16 protein-coding genes and 1 riboswitch are annotated in these 15,551 nt (G+C 72.2%); of the genes, 12 read left to right on the top strand and 4 right to left on the bottom strand.

Translation table 11 applies throughout. The features are described from left to right. Positions 1–200: 200 nt before the first annotated feature. The 3 genes from M1L60_RS08510 to rnhA form a co-directional block, all read right to left on the bottom strand. Positions 201–542 carry an MmcQ/YjbR family DNA-binding protein gene (locus tag M1L60_RS08510; protein ID WP_253236775.1) on the bottom strand — a complete coding sequence of 114 codons (342 nt, stop codon included), beginning with the start codon at positions 540–542 and terminating at the stop codon, positions 201–203. Positions 543–551: 9 nt separating this feature from the next. Further along, complete coding sequence (locus M1L60_RS08505) at positions 552–1,766, bottom strand: hypothetical protein (protein ID WP_253236774.1); 1,215 nt, start codon at positions 1,764–1,766, stop codon at positions 552–554. 77 nt (positions 1,767–1,843) lie between these two features. Beyond that, positions 1,844–2,311, bottom strand: coding sequence for a ribonuclease HI (gene rnhA, locus M1L60_RS08500; RefSeq protein ID WP_253236773.1), 468 nt, complete (start codon positions 2,309–2,311; stop codon positions 1,844–1,846). 53 nt (positions 2,312–2,364) lie between these two features. On the opposite strand from rnhA, the gene M1L60_RS08495 reads away from it, so the two are divergent. The 6 genes from M1L60_RS08495 (at position 2,365) to M1L60_RS08470 (ending at position 7,476) form a co-directional block, all read left to right on the top strand. Continuing rightward, a complete protein-coding gene (locus M1L60_RS08495; RefSeq protein ID WP_253236772.1) occupies positions 2,365–3,282 on the top strand; it encodes an ABC transporter ATP-binding protein in 918 nt (305 codons plus the stop codon). Further along, positions 3,279–4,037: an ABC transporter permease gene (locus tag M1L60_RS08490; RefSeq protein ID WP_253236771.1), complete on the top strand. Its 759-nt coding sequence runs from the start codon at positions 3,279–3,281 to the stop codon at positions 4,035–4,037. The genes M1L60_RS08495 and M1L60_RS08490 overlap by 4 nt, the downstream gene beginning before the upstream one ends. A 94-nt stretch (positions 4,038–4,131) precedes the next feature. Beyond that, complete coding sequence (locus tag M1L60_RS08485; protein ID WP_253236770.1) at positions 4,132–4,968, top strand: ABC transporter ATP-binding protein; 837 nt, start codon at positions 4,132–4,134, stop codon at positions 4,966–4,968. Then, a complete protein-coding gene (locus tag M1L60_RS08480; protein ID WP_253236769.1) occupies positions 4,965–5,756 on the top strand; it encodes an ABC transporter permease in 792 nt (263 codons plus the stop codon). Before M1L60_RS08485 ends, M1L60_RS08480 begins: the two co-directional genes overlap by 4 nt. After that, a complete protein-coding gene (locus tag M1L60_RS08475) occupies positions 5,753–6,862 on the top strand; it encodes a sensor histidine kinase (RefSeq protein ID WP_253236768.1) in 1,110 nt (369 codons plus the stop codon). Before M1L60_RS08480 ends, M1L60_RS08475 begins: the two co-directional genes overlap by 4 nt. Beyond that, positions 6,859–7,476 carry a response regulator gene (locus M1L60_RS08470; RefSeq protein ID WP_253236767.1) on the top strand — a complete coding sequence of 206 codons (618 nt, stop codon included), beginning with the start codon at positions 6,859–6,861 and terminating at the stop codon, positions 7,474–7,476. Before M1L60_RS08475 ends, M1L60_RS08470 begins: the two co-directional genes overlap by 4 nt. Here the strand turns inward: M1L60_RS08470 and M1L60_RS08465 are convergent. Continuing rightward, positions 7,473–10,139 carry a helix-turn-helix transcriptional regulator gene (locus M1L60_RS08465; protein WP_253236766.1) on the bottom strand — a complete coding sequence of 889 codons (2,667 nt, stop codon included), beginning with the start codon at positions 10,137–10,139 and terminating at the stop codon, positions 7,473–7,475. The genes M1L60_RS08470 and M1L60_RS08465 overlap by 4 nt on opposite strands. A gap of 168 nt (positions 10,140–10,307) precedes the next feature. On the opposite strand from M1L60_RS08465, the gene M1L60_RS08460 reads away from it, so the two are divergent. The 6 genes from M1L60_RS08460 (at position 10,308) to M1L60_RS08435 (ending at position 15,088) form a co-directional block, all read left to right on the top strand. Next, a complete protein-coding gene (locus M1L60_RS08460; protein ID WP_253236765.1) occupies positions 10,308–10,547 on the top strand; it encodes a hypothetical protein in 240 nt (79 codons plus the stop codon). Between the two features lies 1 nt (position 10,548). Beyond that, on the top strand, positions 10,549–11,484 hold the full coding sequence (locus tag M1L60_RS08455) for an FAD:protein FMN transferase (RefSeq protein WP_253236764.1): 936 nt from the start codon (positions 10,549–10,551) through the stop codon (positions 11,482–11,484). 99 nt (positions 11,485–11,583) lie between these two features. After that, on the top strand, positions 11,584–12,354 hold the full coding sequence (locus tag M1L60_RS08450; RefSeq protein ID WP_253236763.1) for a ferric reductase-like transmembrane domain-containing protein: 771 nt from the start codon (positions 11,584–11,586) through the stop codon (positions 12,352–12,354). After that, positions 12,351–13,574, top strand: coding sequence for an NADH-ubiquinone oxidoreductase-F iron-sulfur binding region domain-containing protein (locus M1L60_RS08445; protein WP_253236762.1), 1,224 nt, complete (start codon positions 12,351–12,353; stop codon positions 13,572–13,574). Before M1L60_RS08450 ends, M1L60_RS08445 begins: the two co-directional genes overlap by 4 nt. Continuing rightward, on the top strand, positions 13,571–13,798 hold the full coding sequence (locus tag M1L60_RS08440) for a ferredoxin (protein ID WP_253236761.1): 228 nt from the start codon (positions 13,571–13,573) through the stop codon (positions 13,796–13,798). Before M1L60_RS08445 ends, M1L60_RS08440 begins: the two co-directional genes overlap by 4 nt. 99 nt (positions 13,799–13,897) lie before the next feature. Next, positions 13,898–15,088 (top strand): hypothetical protein, encoded by a 1,191-nt coding sequence (locus M1L60_RS08435; RefSeq protein WP_253236760.1) that lies wholly within the window; start codon positions 13,898–13,900, stop codon positions 15,086–15,088. 384 nt (positions 15,089–15,472) lie between these two features. Continuing rightward, positions 15,473–15,550, top strand: a riboswitch (cyclic di-GMP riboswitch). The last annotated feature ends 1 nt before the right edge of the window (position 15,551 follow it).

The raw sequence follows: 15,551 nt of genomic DNA, 5'->3' as shown, positions 1-15,551 counted from the left end.
TGCGCGAGTAGAGCCGAGCGTTCACAAAGTGATCGCCCGCTTGCGCGAGCGGGTCGCGCCTGTGCAAGCGGGGCTGCCCGGCTGGGCGGGTGGGAGACGTTTGCCCGGGAACGAGGCCGCCGTCTCTGCGGGAGGGCTGCTGGGCTCCGCGGATGACACTCGGCTGTCTGCGCGGGAGGGGCGGGTGCGGTGGGGGTGGATCAGGTGCGAAGGTGGGCGGACCAGACTTTCTTGGGGACGACCATGCGCCAGGCGTCGCGGATCAGTTCGGTCATCTGGTCGTGGTCGAGGGCGGACAGCCAGGCCTGGACCCAGTTGAAGCGCAGGTCGGACTCGCGGGGCAGGTGGAACGTGGCCGGCTGGGCGGTGATCAGGGCGTCGCGTTCCTCTTTGGGGTAGGTGAAGCCCATGGTGGTCTCGTCGCGGGAGAACGCGACGTAGACGATGGTGCCGACGCGGAACTTCACGCGGTCGGCTATCAGGTGTTCCGAGCTGCGCGGGAGGTCGCGGACCACCCGCCGGACGTCCTCGACGGTGACCATGCGGAGAACCTACGACGGGGGTACGACATTGTCGTCGGCCCGGCGGCGGGGCTTGGGGACCGACAGGTGAGTTGTCGTCTGCTCGGGCAGGGGAGTGCTGTTGGGGACCTTGGCCCGGAAGACCCGGTCGGGCGGAAGGCGATAGGTCGCGGCCTGCACCAGCTCGTCAGGCACGGTGTGCCGGCCGCCCGCCGCGGATGAGGAGTTGGCGGTGCTGCTGTGGAGGCCGTCAGCCGCGGATGAGGAGTTGGCGGTGCTGGTGTGGAGGCCGTCGGCCGCTGAAGAGGCGTGGGTGGTGACGGTGTGTTTGCCACTGGTCGCGGGGGGCGGATCGGTAGGCACGGTGTGGTTGCCATCGGCCGCGGATGAAGCGTCGGCGAGGACCGTGTGCTTGCCGCCGGCTTCGGATGAACGGTCGGTGGGGCAGGTGTGTTTGCCGCCGGCTGTCATGGAGGCGTCGGCGGGGGTGTCTCGGCGGCCCAGTACGGGAGCGGAACCGTCGGCCGGGCGGGGGTCCCGGAACAGCTGGTAGTTGACGCCGCCGAGTGCGGCCGGTTCGGCCACGGTGTTGCGCGGGGGCGGTGGCGGAGCCGGGAAGCCGAGTCCGTTTGCCTCTTCCACCAGGTCGTCCGAGGCTGATCGGCGGCGGCGAGGAATGATCAGCTCGGGCCCGGGGACGCCCTGGTGGCGGAAGGCGCGGCCCGGATCGGCGCTGTGGGCGGAATGTGCCATCGAACCGGCAGGGCCGGGCGCACCGACGCCGGTCGCCGCCGACGTCACCGCACCGCCTTCGCGGCTCAGGTCGAACGGCTTCCCGGCATCGACGCCCGCGCCGGGCGACCCCGCGCCGGCCAGGCTCGAACCGGGAAGGTCCGATCCCGCCCGCCCCGGGCCGGGTGCGGCCGCGCCCGAAGGACTTGCGCCCGGCCGCACCCGCCCCGAACCGGGAAGGCCGGCGCCGGAGGAACCGGGTGATGCAGCGCCGCCCGCAGCCGACCCAGGCTGGACGGCGGCGGCGCCCCGGGCCGGGCGTTTACGGGACGCCACCCGCGCCGCCAGGCTGAAGACCTTGCTGGAGGCGGTCTCGTAGCCGTCGCGGTAGGCCGCTTCGCGATCTTGCTTCAGCTGGTAGCGCTGGTGCATGCGGCCCGCCGCATATCCGCAGGAGGCGACGAATACGGCCACGAGAAGAATGATCAGCACAAGGTCGCCGGGCGCGGTCATGCGCCCAATTCTTCCGAAGTCGATAGACCGAGAGCTATGGCCCTTTTGACGTACCCCGTTCGAATGACCGGGACTGTTCAGGCCCCGCCGACGATTTCCCCCGACTCGACCGCCGCCTGCAGGCCGCGGGCGGCCAAACGGTCCGCGCGCTCGTTCTCGGGGTGGCCGGCGTGCCCTTTCACCCAGTGCCATTGCACGTCGTGACGCTTGACCGCCTCGTCGAGCCGCTGCCACAGGTCGACGTTCTTCACCGGCTGCTTGGCCGACGTCTGCCAGCCGTTGGCCGACCAGCGCGGCAGCCATTTGGTGATGCCGTCGCGTACGTAAATGCTGTCGGTGTAGAGCTTCACCGTCAGCGGCGCCCGGTTGAGTGTTTCGAGGGCCCGGATCGGCGCCATCAGTTCCATGCGGTTGTTCGTCGTCGAGGCCGCCGTGCCGCCGAACAGGTCCTTTTCCTTGGCGCCGTAGCGCAGCACGGCCCCCCATCCGCCGGGGCCGGGATTGGGTGCGCAGGCCCCGTCGGTGTAGATCTCCACGACGGTCATGTGAGCACCCTAACGGGACGGGCGGGATCGAGCGCCACGTAGAGTGGTTGACCGTGACGGACGCGGTCGAGGTACGGGACGTGGTGGTGCGCTACGGCGACACCACAGCCGTCGACGGTGTGTCACTGACCGTCCCCCGCGGCCGGGTGCTTTCCCTGCTCGGGCACAACGGCGCCGGCAAGACGAGCCTGTTGCAGGTGTGCGAGGGCTTCCGCCGGGCCGACGGCGGCACGGCCCGGGTGCTGGGTCTCGACCCGGTCGGTGACCACGATGCGTTGATGCCTCGCCTGGGAATCATGCTGCAGTCGGGTGGCGTCTATCCGTGGGCCACGGCAGGCGAGATCCTGCGGCTGTTCGCCAGTTTCGCCGCCGCCCCGCTCGACGTCGAGATGCTGCTCGACCGGCTCGGCCTGCGCAAGTTCGAACGCACGCGGTGGCGTCGCCTGTCCGGCGGCGAGCAGCAGCGCCTGTCCCTGGCCGTGGCCCTGGTCGGCCGCCCCGAGCTGGTCTTTCTCGACGAGCCGACGGCCGGCATGGACACCGAGGCCCGCCACACCACCTGGCGCCTGATCGAGGAGCTGCGCGCCGACGGCGTGTCGGTGCTGCTCACGACGCATCTGCTCGACGAGGCCGAGCGGCTGGCCGACGAGGTCGTGATCATGCGGTCGGGCGTGGTGGCCGCCACCGGCACGCCGGCCGAGCTGACCGCGGCCGCCGGTATCGACCTGCTCGAGGTGCGGGCCGATCCGGGGCTGGTGCCCGACAGCCGGCTGGCCGATCTCAAGGTCACCGAGACCACCCCGGGTGAGTACGCCATCGCGGGCGCCCTCGACGCGGCCGTCATCTCGGACGTGCTGGGCTGGTTCGCGGCCAAGGACGCGCAGGTCACCGCCGTGAACACCCGGCGCCGCACGCTCGAGGACGTGTATCTGGCGTTGACCACCGGAGAGAAGACCAAGGTGTCCCGATGAGCGGCGTTTTCGCTCCGGCTCCGGGCCGGGCCCCGATGCGCAGCGTGGTGGCCAGCCAGATCCGGATGGAACTGACGTTGACCGCGCGCCGCGGCGAGGCCGTCGTACTGGCCATGGGCGTACCCCTGCTGGTGTTGCTCGGGGCGGGGCTGACCGAGGTCACCAACGTGCCCGGCGACGACCGCCTGGCCTTCGTGGTGCCCGGTGTTCTCGCGCTGACCGTGATGTCGACGGCCTTCACCGGTCAGGCGATCACGACCGGCTACGAGCGCAGCTACGGCGTCCTCAAGCGACTCGGCGCGTCCCCGCTGACCCGTCCCGGCCTGCTCTTCGCCAAGACCGCGGCGGTGCTGGGCCTGATCGTCGTGCAGCTGATCGCGCTGGCCGCGGTCGGGCTGGCGGTCGGCTGGCGGCCGCACTTCGAGGCCGTGCTGCCCGCGCTCGGCGTCACCGTGCTGGCCACCGCCGCGTACTCGGGGCTGGCTCTGCTCATGGCCAGCCTGCTGCGGCCCGAGGCGACGACGGGCGCGGCCACCCTGATCTACGTGCTCATGCTGGCGGCCGGCGGGATCATGTTCGCCGCGCCCGACCTGGGGACCTTCGGGTGGTTCGTCCTGCCGCTGGCCGCCCACGCCGAGGCGTTGCGCGAGACCCTGTCGTACGGCGGAAGTGTGCCCACCGCGATCTGGCTCAGCCTCGGCGCGTGGGCTCTGGTGCTGGTCACCGCCGCGGCGAAGAAGTTCCGCTGGGAATAAAGGCGGAGTAGGGGCTGTCCACCGTTCGGTGGACAACCACTGACGACCGCACGGTCGTCGCGCCACACCGCCTTCAACCAGCACCATCAATGGCATGACAGCGATTGAGGTGCGAGGCCTGCGCAAGGCCTACCGGGGCCACGAGGTGGTCCGCGGCATCGATCTCGAGGTGGCCCGGGGCGAGGTGTTCGCCCTGCTCGGCCCCAACGGCGCGGGCAAGACGACGACGACCGAGATCCTGGAGGGCCACCGCCGCCGGGACAGCGGCGAGGTGCGGGTGCTGGACGCCGACCCGGGCACGGCCGGCGGCGACTGGCGGGCCCGGATCGGCATCGTGCTGCAGAACACGGACGACGCCGCCGACCTGACCGTGGCCGAGATGGTCCGGCACCTGGCCGGGTTCTATCCCGATCCGCGGCCGTATGCCGAGGTGATCGACCTGGTCGGGCTCACCCCCAAGAGCAAGTCCCGGATCCGTACGCTCTCCGGCGGCCAGCGGCGCCGGTTGGACGTCGCGCTCGGCATCGTCGGCCGCCCCGAGCTGCTGTTCCTGGACGAGCCGACGACCGGGTTCGACCCGGAGGCGCGCCGACACTTCTGGGACCTGATCCGGACGCTGGCCGCCGAGGGCACGACGATCCTGCTGACCACGCACTACCTGGAGGAGGCGGAGGCGCTGGCCGACCGGCTGGCCGTGCTGGCGGCCGGGGAGATCGTGGCCGAGGGCACCCCGGCCGGGCTGGGCGGGCGGGCCACGGCCGGGGCCACGGTGAGCTGGCGCGAGGACGGCGTGCTGCACAGCGAGCAGGTGCCCGATCCGACCCCGTTGATCCGCAAACTGGTCGCGGCCGACACCGACCTGAGCTCGCTGACGGTCACCCGGCCGACCCTCGAGGACACGTACCTGACCCTGATCGGAGCTCACCGATGAGCACTCTCACCTGGGGAGTCAGCCGCGGCCACGTCGAGCTGCTCCAGTTCTTCCGGGACCGCACGGCCGTCGTGTTCACGTTCGCTTTCCCGGGCATGCTGCTCCTGCTGTTCGGCACCATTTTCCAGGACTCGTACGACCAGCCCGGGGTCAGCGCCAGCCACGTCTTCTCGGCCAGCATGATCGCGTACGGGATCCTCGCCACCGCCTTCGTGACGATGGGCGCGGGATTGGCCATGGACCGCGAGGACGGCACGCTCAAGCGGTTGCACGGCACGCCTATCAGCGCCACTTCGTACGTACTGGGAAAGCTCTTTCTGGTCCTGGTTCTCAGCGTGGTCGAGACGATTGTTCTCATCGCGCTCGGCGCTGTGGTCTTCGGCATGTCGTTGCCCGATGCCTCGCACTGGCTGACCTTCGCGTGGGTCTTCCTGCTGTCGATCACCGCCTGTTCGCTGCTGGGCATGGCGGTCAGCGCGATCGTCAAACACGCCCGCACGGCCGGCGCCATTCTGAACGTGCCCGTGGTGGCGCTGCAATTCATCTCCGGCGTCTTCATCTATCCCGTGACCCAGCTGCCGTCGTGGCTCATCAATGTCGCGGCGATCTTTCCGGTCAAATGGATGGCCCAGGGCTTCCGCTACGTTTTCCTGCCCGACGGCATGCGCATCAACGAGGCCGCCGGCCAATGGGAGCTGGGCCGCGTGGCCTTGGTGCTGGGCGCCTGGTGTGTGATCGGATTGGTCCTGTGTCTGGTGACGTTCCGGTGGACCCGGCCCGACCGGTGAGGTCGGATCTGTCCCGCACCTTCTGGTGGGACGTCTATCTGGTGGTGATCACGGTCGCGGTGGCGGTCGTGATCCTCGCCTCGGAACCCGCCGGCCTGAACCCGCGACTCGTCGCGACGGGGGCGATCGCCGGCATTCTCGTGCTGCACTTCGCGGCCGGGCGGCGGGCGATCGAGCGTGACGAGGCGCGGCCGGGTCTGCTGGCGGCCCAGCTGGCGCTGTTCGGCCTGGCGGTCGCGCTGGTGCCCAACGCGAACTGGCTGCTCTTCGGGGTCAACCCGTTGATCTTCCAGATGGTGCCGCTGCGGACGGCGGTGATCGCGGTGGTGGCGACGAACGCCGTGCTGCCCGTCTCGGACGTGTTCCTGCGGCCCCATGCCGTCGCGGGCGACCTCGTGATCGCGCTGATCTCGAGCGCGGCCGGCGTCTGGCTGGGCACCTGGATCGTCCGCGTCGTGCAGCAGAGCCAGGAGCGGCACCGCCTGATCGAGGAGCTGGAGAGCAGCCGGGCCGAGGTCGCCCGGCTCTCGCGGGAGGCCGGTGTGACGGCCGAGCGGACCCGGCTCGCGGGCGAGATCCACGACACCCTGGCCCAGGGCTTTACCAGCATCATCACGCTGCTGCAGGCGCCCGAACCGGACGTGGCGCTCGCGGTGCGGACGGCCCGGGAGAACCTGGCCGAGGCCCGTAGCCTGGTCGCGGCCCTGGCGCCGGCCGACCTGACGTCGGGGTCACTCACTTCGGCCGTACGGCGTCAGGCGGCCCGCTTCACCGAGGAGTCCGGGGTCGAGGCCGGCCTGCGGGTCACCGGCGACGAACGGGCGCTGCCGACTGCGATCGAGGTCGTGTTGCTGCGGGCGGCCCAGGAGGCCTTGACCAATGTGCGGCGGCATGCCGAAGCACGCGAGGCAGCGGTGCTGCTGGCCTACACCCCCGATTCGGTACGCCTGGTGGTGCGCGACGACGGCCGCGGCTTCGTCCCCGGCGCGGCCGACGGCTACGGTCTGGCCGGCATGCGGGAACGGGCGAAACAGGTGAACGGGAACGTGACGGTGCGCAGCGACCCCGACACCGGCACGACGATCGAGCTGGAGGTGCCCGCGTGATCACGATCCTGCTGGTCGACGACCACCCGGTCGTGCGGCACGGGCTGCGCGGCATGCTCGACGCCGAGCCCGACCTGAGCGTGGTCGGCGAAGCCTCGTCGGGCGCCGAGGGCGTGGAGCGCGCCGTCGAGCTGAAGCCGGATGTCGTGCTGATGGACCTGCGCATGCCCGGCGGCGACGGGGTGTCGGCCACCGAGCGGATCGTGGCGTCGGCCCCGGGCGTACGAGTTCTGGTGCTGACCACGTACGAGTCCGACCGCGACATCCTGCGGGCCATCGAGGCCGGCGCCAACGGCTACCTGCTCAAGGACGCGTCGCCGCAGGAGCTGGCCGACGCCGTGCGCGCGGCCGCCCGCGGCGAGACGGTGCTGGCCCCGAGCGTGGCCTCCACCCTCGTCCGCCAGGTGCGCCGACCGGCCCCGCCCGCCCTCTCGGCCCGCGAGACCGAGGTGCTGCGCCTGGTCGCGCGGGGGCTCACCAACGCCGACATCGGCCGCGAGCTGTTCATCTCGGAAGCCACGGTCAAGACCCACCTGCTGCGCACGTTCAACAAGCTCGACGTCGCCGACCGTACGGCCGCAGTAACTACGGCCATGGAGCACGGCCTGATCTAACTCGGGTGGCTGATGAGCGTGCGGACCAACTCCGTGCGCGAGGTGACGCCCAGCTTCGGGAAGATGCGGTACAGGTGCGTGCTGATCGTGCGGTGCGAGAGGAACAACCGCTCGCCGATGTCGCGATTGGTCAACCCGTCGGCGGCCAGCATCGCGATCTGCAGCTCCTGCGGGGTCAGCCTGTCCCGGGCGTCCTCGCGGGCCGGTTGGCTCTCGCCGGCCGCCCGCAGCTCGGCCCGGGCCCGCTCGGCCCACGGCGTGACGCCCAGCGCGGTCAGGGCCGTGATCGCCGCCCGCAGGTGCACGCGGGACTCGCTGACCTGGCGCTGGCGGCGCAGCCAGGAGCCGTGCGCGTGCTGCAACCGGGCCCGCTCGAACGGATAGTCGGCGTCGATGACCCCCTCGATCTCACCCGGCTCCAGCAGCGCGGCCACGTAGGCCCGGCCCATCCGCAGCAGCGGCAGGTCGACGTCGGGCAGCCCGTCGACGATCGCCCGCAGGTCGTCCTCCCGCCCGCAGCCGACCGCGGCGTCGGCCAGGTGACTCACCGCCCACAGCCGGATCGCCGGGTGGAACGGCACGTCGCCCGGGTCGAAGATCGGGGCCAGGCGTTCGAAGGCGGTCGCGTGCCGGCCCTGCGCGAGGGCGTCGACCCCGCGGACGAGCTGCACCAGCGCCAGCATCGGGTAGGCGCCGACGGGCAGCAGGGCCCCCTCGGCCTCGTCGGCCCGCTGTTGAGCGGTGGCGCTGTCGCCGCGCAGGGCGGCGGCGTAGCCGAGCGCGATCGACGCCGTCAGCTCCCAGCGCGGCTGCCGGGTCTCCTGGGCCAGCGTGAGCGCCTCGGTCCCGGCCCGCTCGGCCAGCCGCACGTCGCCGAGCTGACCGGCCACGACGGACTCGGTGACCAGCGTCTGGGTCAGCAGGCCGAGTCGCCCCTCGGACCGCGCGGCATCGGCCGCGGCCCGGCCCAGGATGTTCGACCGGCGCCACGAGCCGATGCCCGAGGCCGACACGGCCAGCAGGTCGAGCTGGTCGGCCGTGCCGTCGAGCTGGCGCGACATCCGCTCGATCGGGGCGATCACCTCCGGGCCGCGCTCGAGCGGGGCCGCCATGGCCAGCACGGCGATGCGCTCGGCGTTGTCGGCCGGCAGGTCGAACCGCTCGACCGCGTCGACCATGGCCATCCGGGTCTCGTCGTCCGCATTGGACCAGTAGCAGCGCAGCGCGTTCATGGCCAGCTCGGTCAGCGCCAGCTCCGGGTCGCCGTCCTGCCGCACCCGGTCGACCGCCTCGATGAACGAGCCCAGCCGGTCGGCGCCCGACCAGCCGCTGCCCAGCATCACCTCGCGGAACCAGCTCAGCCGGGCCTGGACCGTGGGTGGCAGCGGGCGGGCCGACAGCAGGGCGATCAGCCGGTGCAGCGTCTCGTGGTCACCCAGTTCGTGGGCCGTCGTCAACGCCCACATGAGCCGGTGGGCCTGCACGTCGGGGTCGGGCGTGAGCTGGGCCGCGCGTTCCAGGCCGGTGATCGCGGCGCCGAGCGTGCCCCGGCGACGGGCCCGCTGAGCGGCCTCGGCCAGCTCGGCCGCGACCTGCTCGTCGGGGCGGGTGGTGGCCGCGGCCAGGTGCCAGATGCGCCGCTCGTCGCCCGGCGCCCGGGGGATGACGGCAGCCAGCGCGGCGTGGATGTCGCGGCGCCGACCGGCCGGCACGGCCTGGCGCAGGGCCGACCGGACCAGCGGGTGCCGGAACCGCAACGCGCCGAACTCGCTGACCTGCACGAGACCGGCGGCGACGGCCGGGGTGAGGTCGTCGAGGGTGATGCCGGCCAGATCGGCCGCCGCGGCCACGGTCTCGTACCCGTCGGAACCGTCGTTGAACGCGGCCACCTGCAGCAGGAGCTGCGTGGCCTCGGGCAGGGCCGACACCGACAGGGCGAACGAGCGCTCCAGCCGGGCCGGCAACGGCAGATCATCCGGTACGCGGCCCGAGCGGTCGCCCAGCGAGGCCAGCTCGACCAGGCCCAGCGGGTTGCCGGCGGCCTCGGTCAGGATGCGGTCCCGCAGATCGGCGCGCAGGGCGGGCGCCCGCTGGTCGAGCAGGGCGGCGGCGTCGGGGGCGGCCAGCGGCTCCACGGCCAGCTCGGGCAGGGCCGCGCCGGCCAGCCGGGCGGTGGTCTCGGCGCCGTTGCGCATCGTCAGCAGGATCAGGACGGGGTCACCGGACAGGCGCCGGGCCACGAACGTCAGCGCGTCCCAGCTCGCGGCGTCCAGCCACTGGGCGTCGTCGACCAGCAGCAGCGTCTCCGCCGCGTCGGTCAGCAGGGTCAGAAGAGCCAGAGCTACGCGTACGGGGGTCAGGTCGCCGTCGAGGGCCGCGCGCACGACGTCCCGGTCGGCCGCCGTCGCCGCCGACGCGGGGAGGCCGGCCGCGAGGCGGTCCAGACCGGCGTACGGAAGGTCGAACTCGGCCTGCACCCCGGTGAGGGTGACCGTCCGCAGCTGCCGTCGCCCGGCCTCGCCGGCGGCCCACTCGAGCAGCGTGGACTTGCCCACCCCGGCGTCGCCCCGCAGCACGAGCGAGCCACCCCGCTGCGGCAGCCGGTCGAGTTCGGCCCGTAACCGCCCGATCTCGCCCGCACGCCCGATGACCTGCTCACTCATTGATCGCCCCCCAGCGAAAGTAGCCGCCGGAACCGGTCTCGGGCATGCCGTCGGGGCCGGAAATGTTCACAGGAACCGCCAAGGCTGCCCATAGGTCCGGGCGAGGCGGAACGCGCACCGTTGCTGAGGTGTCACCCATGAGGGGGCACCGACGAACGGAGGCAGACCATGAGACGGGAAACCGGCCGGCGCCGGGCCGCGCTGCTCACCGGAGTGCTGGTGGTGGCGAGCGCGGCCGGTACGGCAGCCGTGGCCGCCGCCGCGTACGCGTCCGAAAGCTCCGCTACGACCACCGACTCCGCCACCTCGGACTCGTCGTCCTCCTCCACCACGACCGACGACTGGCCGACGTTGTCCGACGACAGTGGGAGCAGCCGCGGTGGCCAGGCGACTTCGGGGGGTTCTTGAGATGCCGTTGGTCGAGACCTTGCCGGTCGGGGCCGACACCGCCCAATGGGAGGTGTGGGGAACGACCGCTCGGGTGGTCACCGTCGTGGCCGACAAATCGGGCGAAGCGGCGGCGCTGGTCCGGGCCGAGCTGGCCGCGGTCGACGAGGCCTGCAGCCGGTTCCGGGAGGACTCCGAGCTGAGCGTGGCCTGTCGCTCCGGGCGGCCGGTCGTGGTCAGCCCGCTGCTGGCGATGCTGGTCGGCGCGGCCCTGACCGCGGCCCGCGAGACGAGCGGCGATGTCGACCCGACCGTGGGCGCGGCCATGTGCGGCCTCGGCTACGACCGCGATTTCGCTGCCTTGACCGGTCGTCCGGCCGCGCCGGCCGTGCGGGTGTTCGGCTCGCCCTCCGTGCGGGTCTTCGACTCGCCCGACTGGCGGTCGGTGCGGCTGCGTGGCCGTGAGCTGACCGTGCCCGACGGGGTGCTGCTCGATCTGGGCGCCACGGCCAAGGCGGTCGCCGCTGATCGGGCCGCCGCGCGGGTTTTCCGCGAGCTGGGCGTCGGCGTGCTGGTCGCGCTGGGCGGCGACATCGCCACTGCGGGCCCGGCCCCCGACGGCGGCTGGCGGGTCCTCGTGCAGGACGGCCCGGAAGACCCTTCCTGCACAGTACGACTCCCGGGCGGCGCCGCCCTGGCCACCTCCAGCACCGTGTCCCGCACGTGGGGCCGCCCCGGTGAGCTGCTGCACCACATCGTCGACCCGCGCACCGGCCGCTCAGCCTCGCGAGTCTGGCGTACCGTCTCGGTCGCCGCCGCTTCGTGCCTGCGCGCCAACACCCTGACCACGGCCGCGATAGTCCGTGGTCAGCGGGCGCCGGCGCTGCTCGGAAACGCTCCGAGCCGCTTGGTCACCCCGGCCCTGAACGTTGTGCGCCGGGGCGGGTGGCCGGCATGACGGGGCGGGCGAGTCATCAACATGTTGATGTGTTGACGTACATATTGATTCGGTCAACACGTCAAGTACATACGTCCACATCGGCCTCGGTGGGCCGGCATGGATGACGCGCTCTGGTACTTCGCTCGGGGCAGCGGTGTGATCTCGCTGATCCTGCTCACGGTGGTGGTCGCGCTGGGCATCGGCGCCCGCAGCGGCCGCACCGCCTTCGGATTACCGGCCTTCGCCGTGAACCTGCTGCACCGCAACGCCGCCCTGCTCGCCGTGGTGTTCCTGGCCGGGCACATGGTCAGTCTTCTGTTCGACCCGTACGCCCAGCTACGCGTCTTCGACCTGGTGCTGCCGTTCGTGGGCAACTACCGGCCGTTCTGGCAGGGCCTGGGCACGCTGGCCTTCGACGTGATCGTGGCGATCGTCGTCACGAGCCTGCTGCGGCACCGGCTCGGCGTGCGCACCTGGCGCATCGTGCACTGGCTGGCCTATCTGAGCTGGCCGATCGCCCTGATGCACGGCCTGGGCACCGGCTCGGACAACGGCACGGTCTGGCTCTGGTCGATCTCGGCCGTCTGCGCCGCCACCGTTCTGGCCGCCGTCGTCTGGCGTCTGACGCCTACGTTCGGCCGCTTCCCCCACCGCGCCCTGCGCCGGGTCAACCCACGCCTGCTCCCCACCCCATCCCCACCGGCCCGCACGTCCACCGCACCAACGGCGCCGGCCCGCACGTCCACCCCGTCAACGGCGCCGGCCCGCACGTCCACCCCGTCAACGGCGCCGGCCCGCACGTCCACCCCGCCAACTGCGCCGGCCCGCACGCCCACCGCGTCCGCCCAAGTGGCGGCGCGGCCCGGTCTTCCTGAGGAGGCACGATGACGAGCACTGTGGAGGCGCCGCCGGGGAGCCGCGTGCAGTTGCGGCTGCTGGCCGGCAGCAACGACGGGCGGCTGGACAGCCACCTGGCGCAGCACGGGCGGTTGCCCGCGTTCGACACCAGCCAGGTGATCGGGATGGCGCGCGACGCCGGGCTCACCGGGCGCGGCGGGGCCGGCTTTCCGTTGTGGCGCAAGCTCAGCGCGGTGGCCGCAGCCGGTCGGCCGGCCGTCGTCATCGGCAACGGAGCCGAGGGCGAGCCGGCCAGCGGGAAGGATCGGGCCCTGCTGACGTACGCACCGAATCTGGTTCTGGACGGTCTGCAGCTCGCGGCGTCGGGGACCCGAAGCGCTGTCCTTTATGCACCCCTTGGTGCGCACCGGGCGCTGCGGGAGTTGATAGACGCCCGGCGCGGGGCGGGTCTGGACCGGGTGCCGGTGCGGCTGGTCGCGGCGCCGGACGCGTTCGTGGCGGGGGAGGAGTCGGCGGCCGCGGCCGCCGTGGCCGGCCGAGCCGCGGTCCCCGCCGACAAGCTGGTGCGGATCACCGAGTCCGGGCCGGGCGGCGCCCCCATGCTGGTGCAGAACGTCGAGACCCTGGCCCACCTCGCGATGATCGCCCGCTACGGGCCGGGGTGGTTCCGCGCGGCGGGCACACCCGACGAGCCCGGGACCTTCCTGGCCACGGTCAGCGGGGCTGTCGCCGCACCGGGCGTGGTCGAGGCCGGATACGGCGTGGCGCTGGGCGATCTCGTCGCGGCCGCCGGTGGTGCCACCGCGCCCCTGAGGTCCGTGCTCGTGGGCGGGTATCACGGCGGCTGGGTGCCGGCTGACGCCGCGCTCCCGGTGAGCCGGGCCGCTCTCACCCCGTACGGGATAAGCCCGGGCGCCGGTGTGATCGTCGCGCTGCCGCGGACCGCGTGCGGTCTGCTGGAGACGGCCCGGATCGCGGGCTGTCTGGCCGATCAGGTCGCCGGTCAGTGCGGGCCCTGCGTCAACGGCCTGCCCCGGCTCGCGAGCACGCTCAGCGATCTGGCCCACCGCCGCGCCCGTCCCGGACTGCCGGCCGAGGTCGACCGGCTGGCCCGGCTGGTCACCGGCCGGGGCGCCTGCCGCCATCCCGACGGCACCGCCCGGCTCGTCCTCAGCGCCCTGCGCGCTTTCGAGGCGGACGTCGCCGCCCACCTGGCGGGTCGCTGCCTGGCCGAGGAGGGACAGCGATGAACCGGCTGCATGTCGACTGGACGGCTTGTGACGGGCGGGGGCTCTGCGCCGAACTGCTGCCCGAACTGCTGGTCGAGGACGAGTGGGGCTACCCGGCGCCACGCGGGGAGATGAGCGTGCCACCGGCGTTGGAGCCGGCGGCACGTCAGGCCGTGGACCGGTGCCCGGCCCTGGCCTTGAAGCTGACCCGGGTCAGCGCAGGCCGAGCGCCCGGTTCATCGTGAAGAACAGACCGGTCTGGTCGGTCACGCCGCCACCGATGATCAGCGCGACACGTAAGTGGATAAAACTCCCCGTTTGCGTCGCTGTCTAAGCTTCGTCCGGTGAGAGTGCTGCGGCTGATCCTGGCGGTGCTGGTGAGTGCCGCCGCCGCTCTCGCCGTGGTCCGGCTCACGGCCCCGGCCGACGGCGATCACGGCGTACGGAAGCAATTGGCCTTTCTGCGGGCCGAGCTCGAATCCGGGTCGGCCGAGGACGCGCAACAGCTCTTCCCCGAGGGCTACTTCTTCTCGTACGCGCTGTACGGTCTCGCCTCGGTCGATGCGGGCCGCCTCGACGACGCGCGGTGGGCGCTGAGCCGGCTCGAATCGGACGCCGGGCGGGCGCCGTTCACGGGCGAGATGCCCCTGCCCAACGGCGTCTTCTATCGCGGCTGGGTCAACTGGCTGCGCGGTGGCATCCTGTCCCGCGTGCCCGAGGCTGCCCGCGACACGGCCCAGGTGCGAGCCTTCGACGAGGACTCGGCCGCGATCGCCGCCGCCTTCGACGCGTCGGCGACGCCGTTCCTGGCCTCGTACCCCGGGCAGGCCTGGCCGGTCGACTCCACGGTGGCGATCGCCTCGCTGCGGCTGCACGACAAACTGCGCACCCCCGCGTACGACGTCACGGTGATCCGCTGGCTGGCCAACGTGCAGGCCCGGCTCGACCCGGCGACCCAGCTGATGCCGCACACGGCCGACGTCGAAACCGGCGAGCCGACCTCGGGCGCGCAGGGCACCTCGCAGAGCATCATCAACCGGTTCCTGCCCGAGATCGACCCCGACTTCGCCCGCCAGCAGTACACCCGCTTCCGTACGTGGTTCCTGGCCGCCCCGCTCGGCCTGGGCCCGACCGTCCGCGAATACCCGGTCGGCGTTTCCGGCCCGTCAAACGTCGACTCGGGCCCGCTGGTACTGGGCGTCAGCCTGTCGGCCACGGTGGTAACCATCGGGGCAGCCAACGTCCACGGCGACGAGTCCCTGGCCGACGGGCTGGCCCGCTTCGGCGAGGTGGCCGGCCTGCCCGTCCACACCCCGTGGAGCAAGAGGTACGCGTTCGGCGCGGCCCCCATCGGCGACGCCTTCCTGGCCTGGTCGAAATCCGCCCACCCGTGGGTGGCCACGCCGGTTCCACCGCCGCCCCGAGTCCTGTCGATCTGGTGGCAGCTGCCCCTGCTGACGTTCTTCCTGGCGGTGGGCCTGTCTCCGTGGCTGCTGAGGGCGGCTCTCCGCCGTCGCCGTACCGCCCAGCCTTAGCCTGCCCGGTGCCGCGGCGGCGTCGGGCGTGGGCGAGGGGACTGCCTGTGGACAAGGCACCCGCTGCCGGCCTGTGGATAACCGCCATAAGGGCGCAAAAAATCGTAGGGTCGTCCCGCCCCGGGTGGGTGGGGGTTTGGGTGGAGTAACCCCTACACGATCAACGCGCCTCGTGGTCACTCTTCTGGCGCTGGATGCAGTCTCCGGTGGTCGCTCGCTCGGGTGGCCTTGAGCGGTAAGGCCGATTTGAGCCGAAAAAAGCGTTCCGCCGCTAACGCGGTGATGTGCCGGTTAGATTACGGAAGGCGATAAGCCGGATCTTTCTCGGTTTTCGCTGCTCGGGCCGGTCCGAACCGGCTTTTAGAGCCCCGCCCATCGGTGCGGTACCCGAACAGGCAAACCCGCCGCGAGGCGGAGACGCAAAGCCAGGGGCCTCCCGACGGAGGCAGCCCAGCCGCCGAAG

Source organism: Paractinoplanes aksuensis, assembly GCF_024137025.1.
Classification (GTDB): Bacteria; Actinomycetota; Actinomycetes; order Mycobacteriales; family Micromonosporaceae; genus Actinoplanes; species Actinoplanes aksuensis.
The sequence above is the reverse complement of the archived record's forward strand: the minus strand, read 5'-3'. Positions and strand labels throughout refer to the sequence as shown.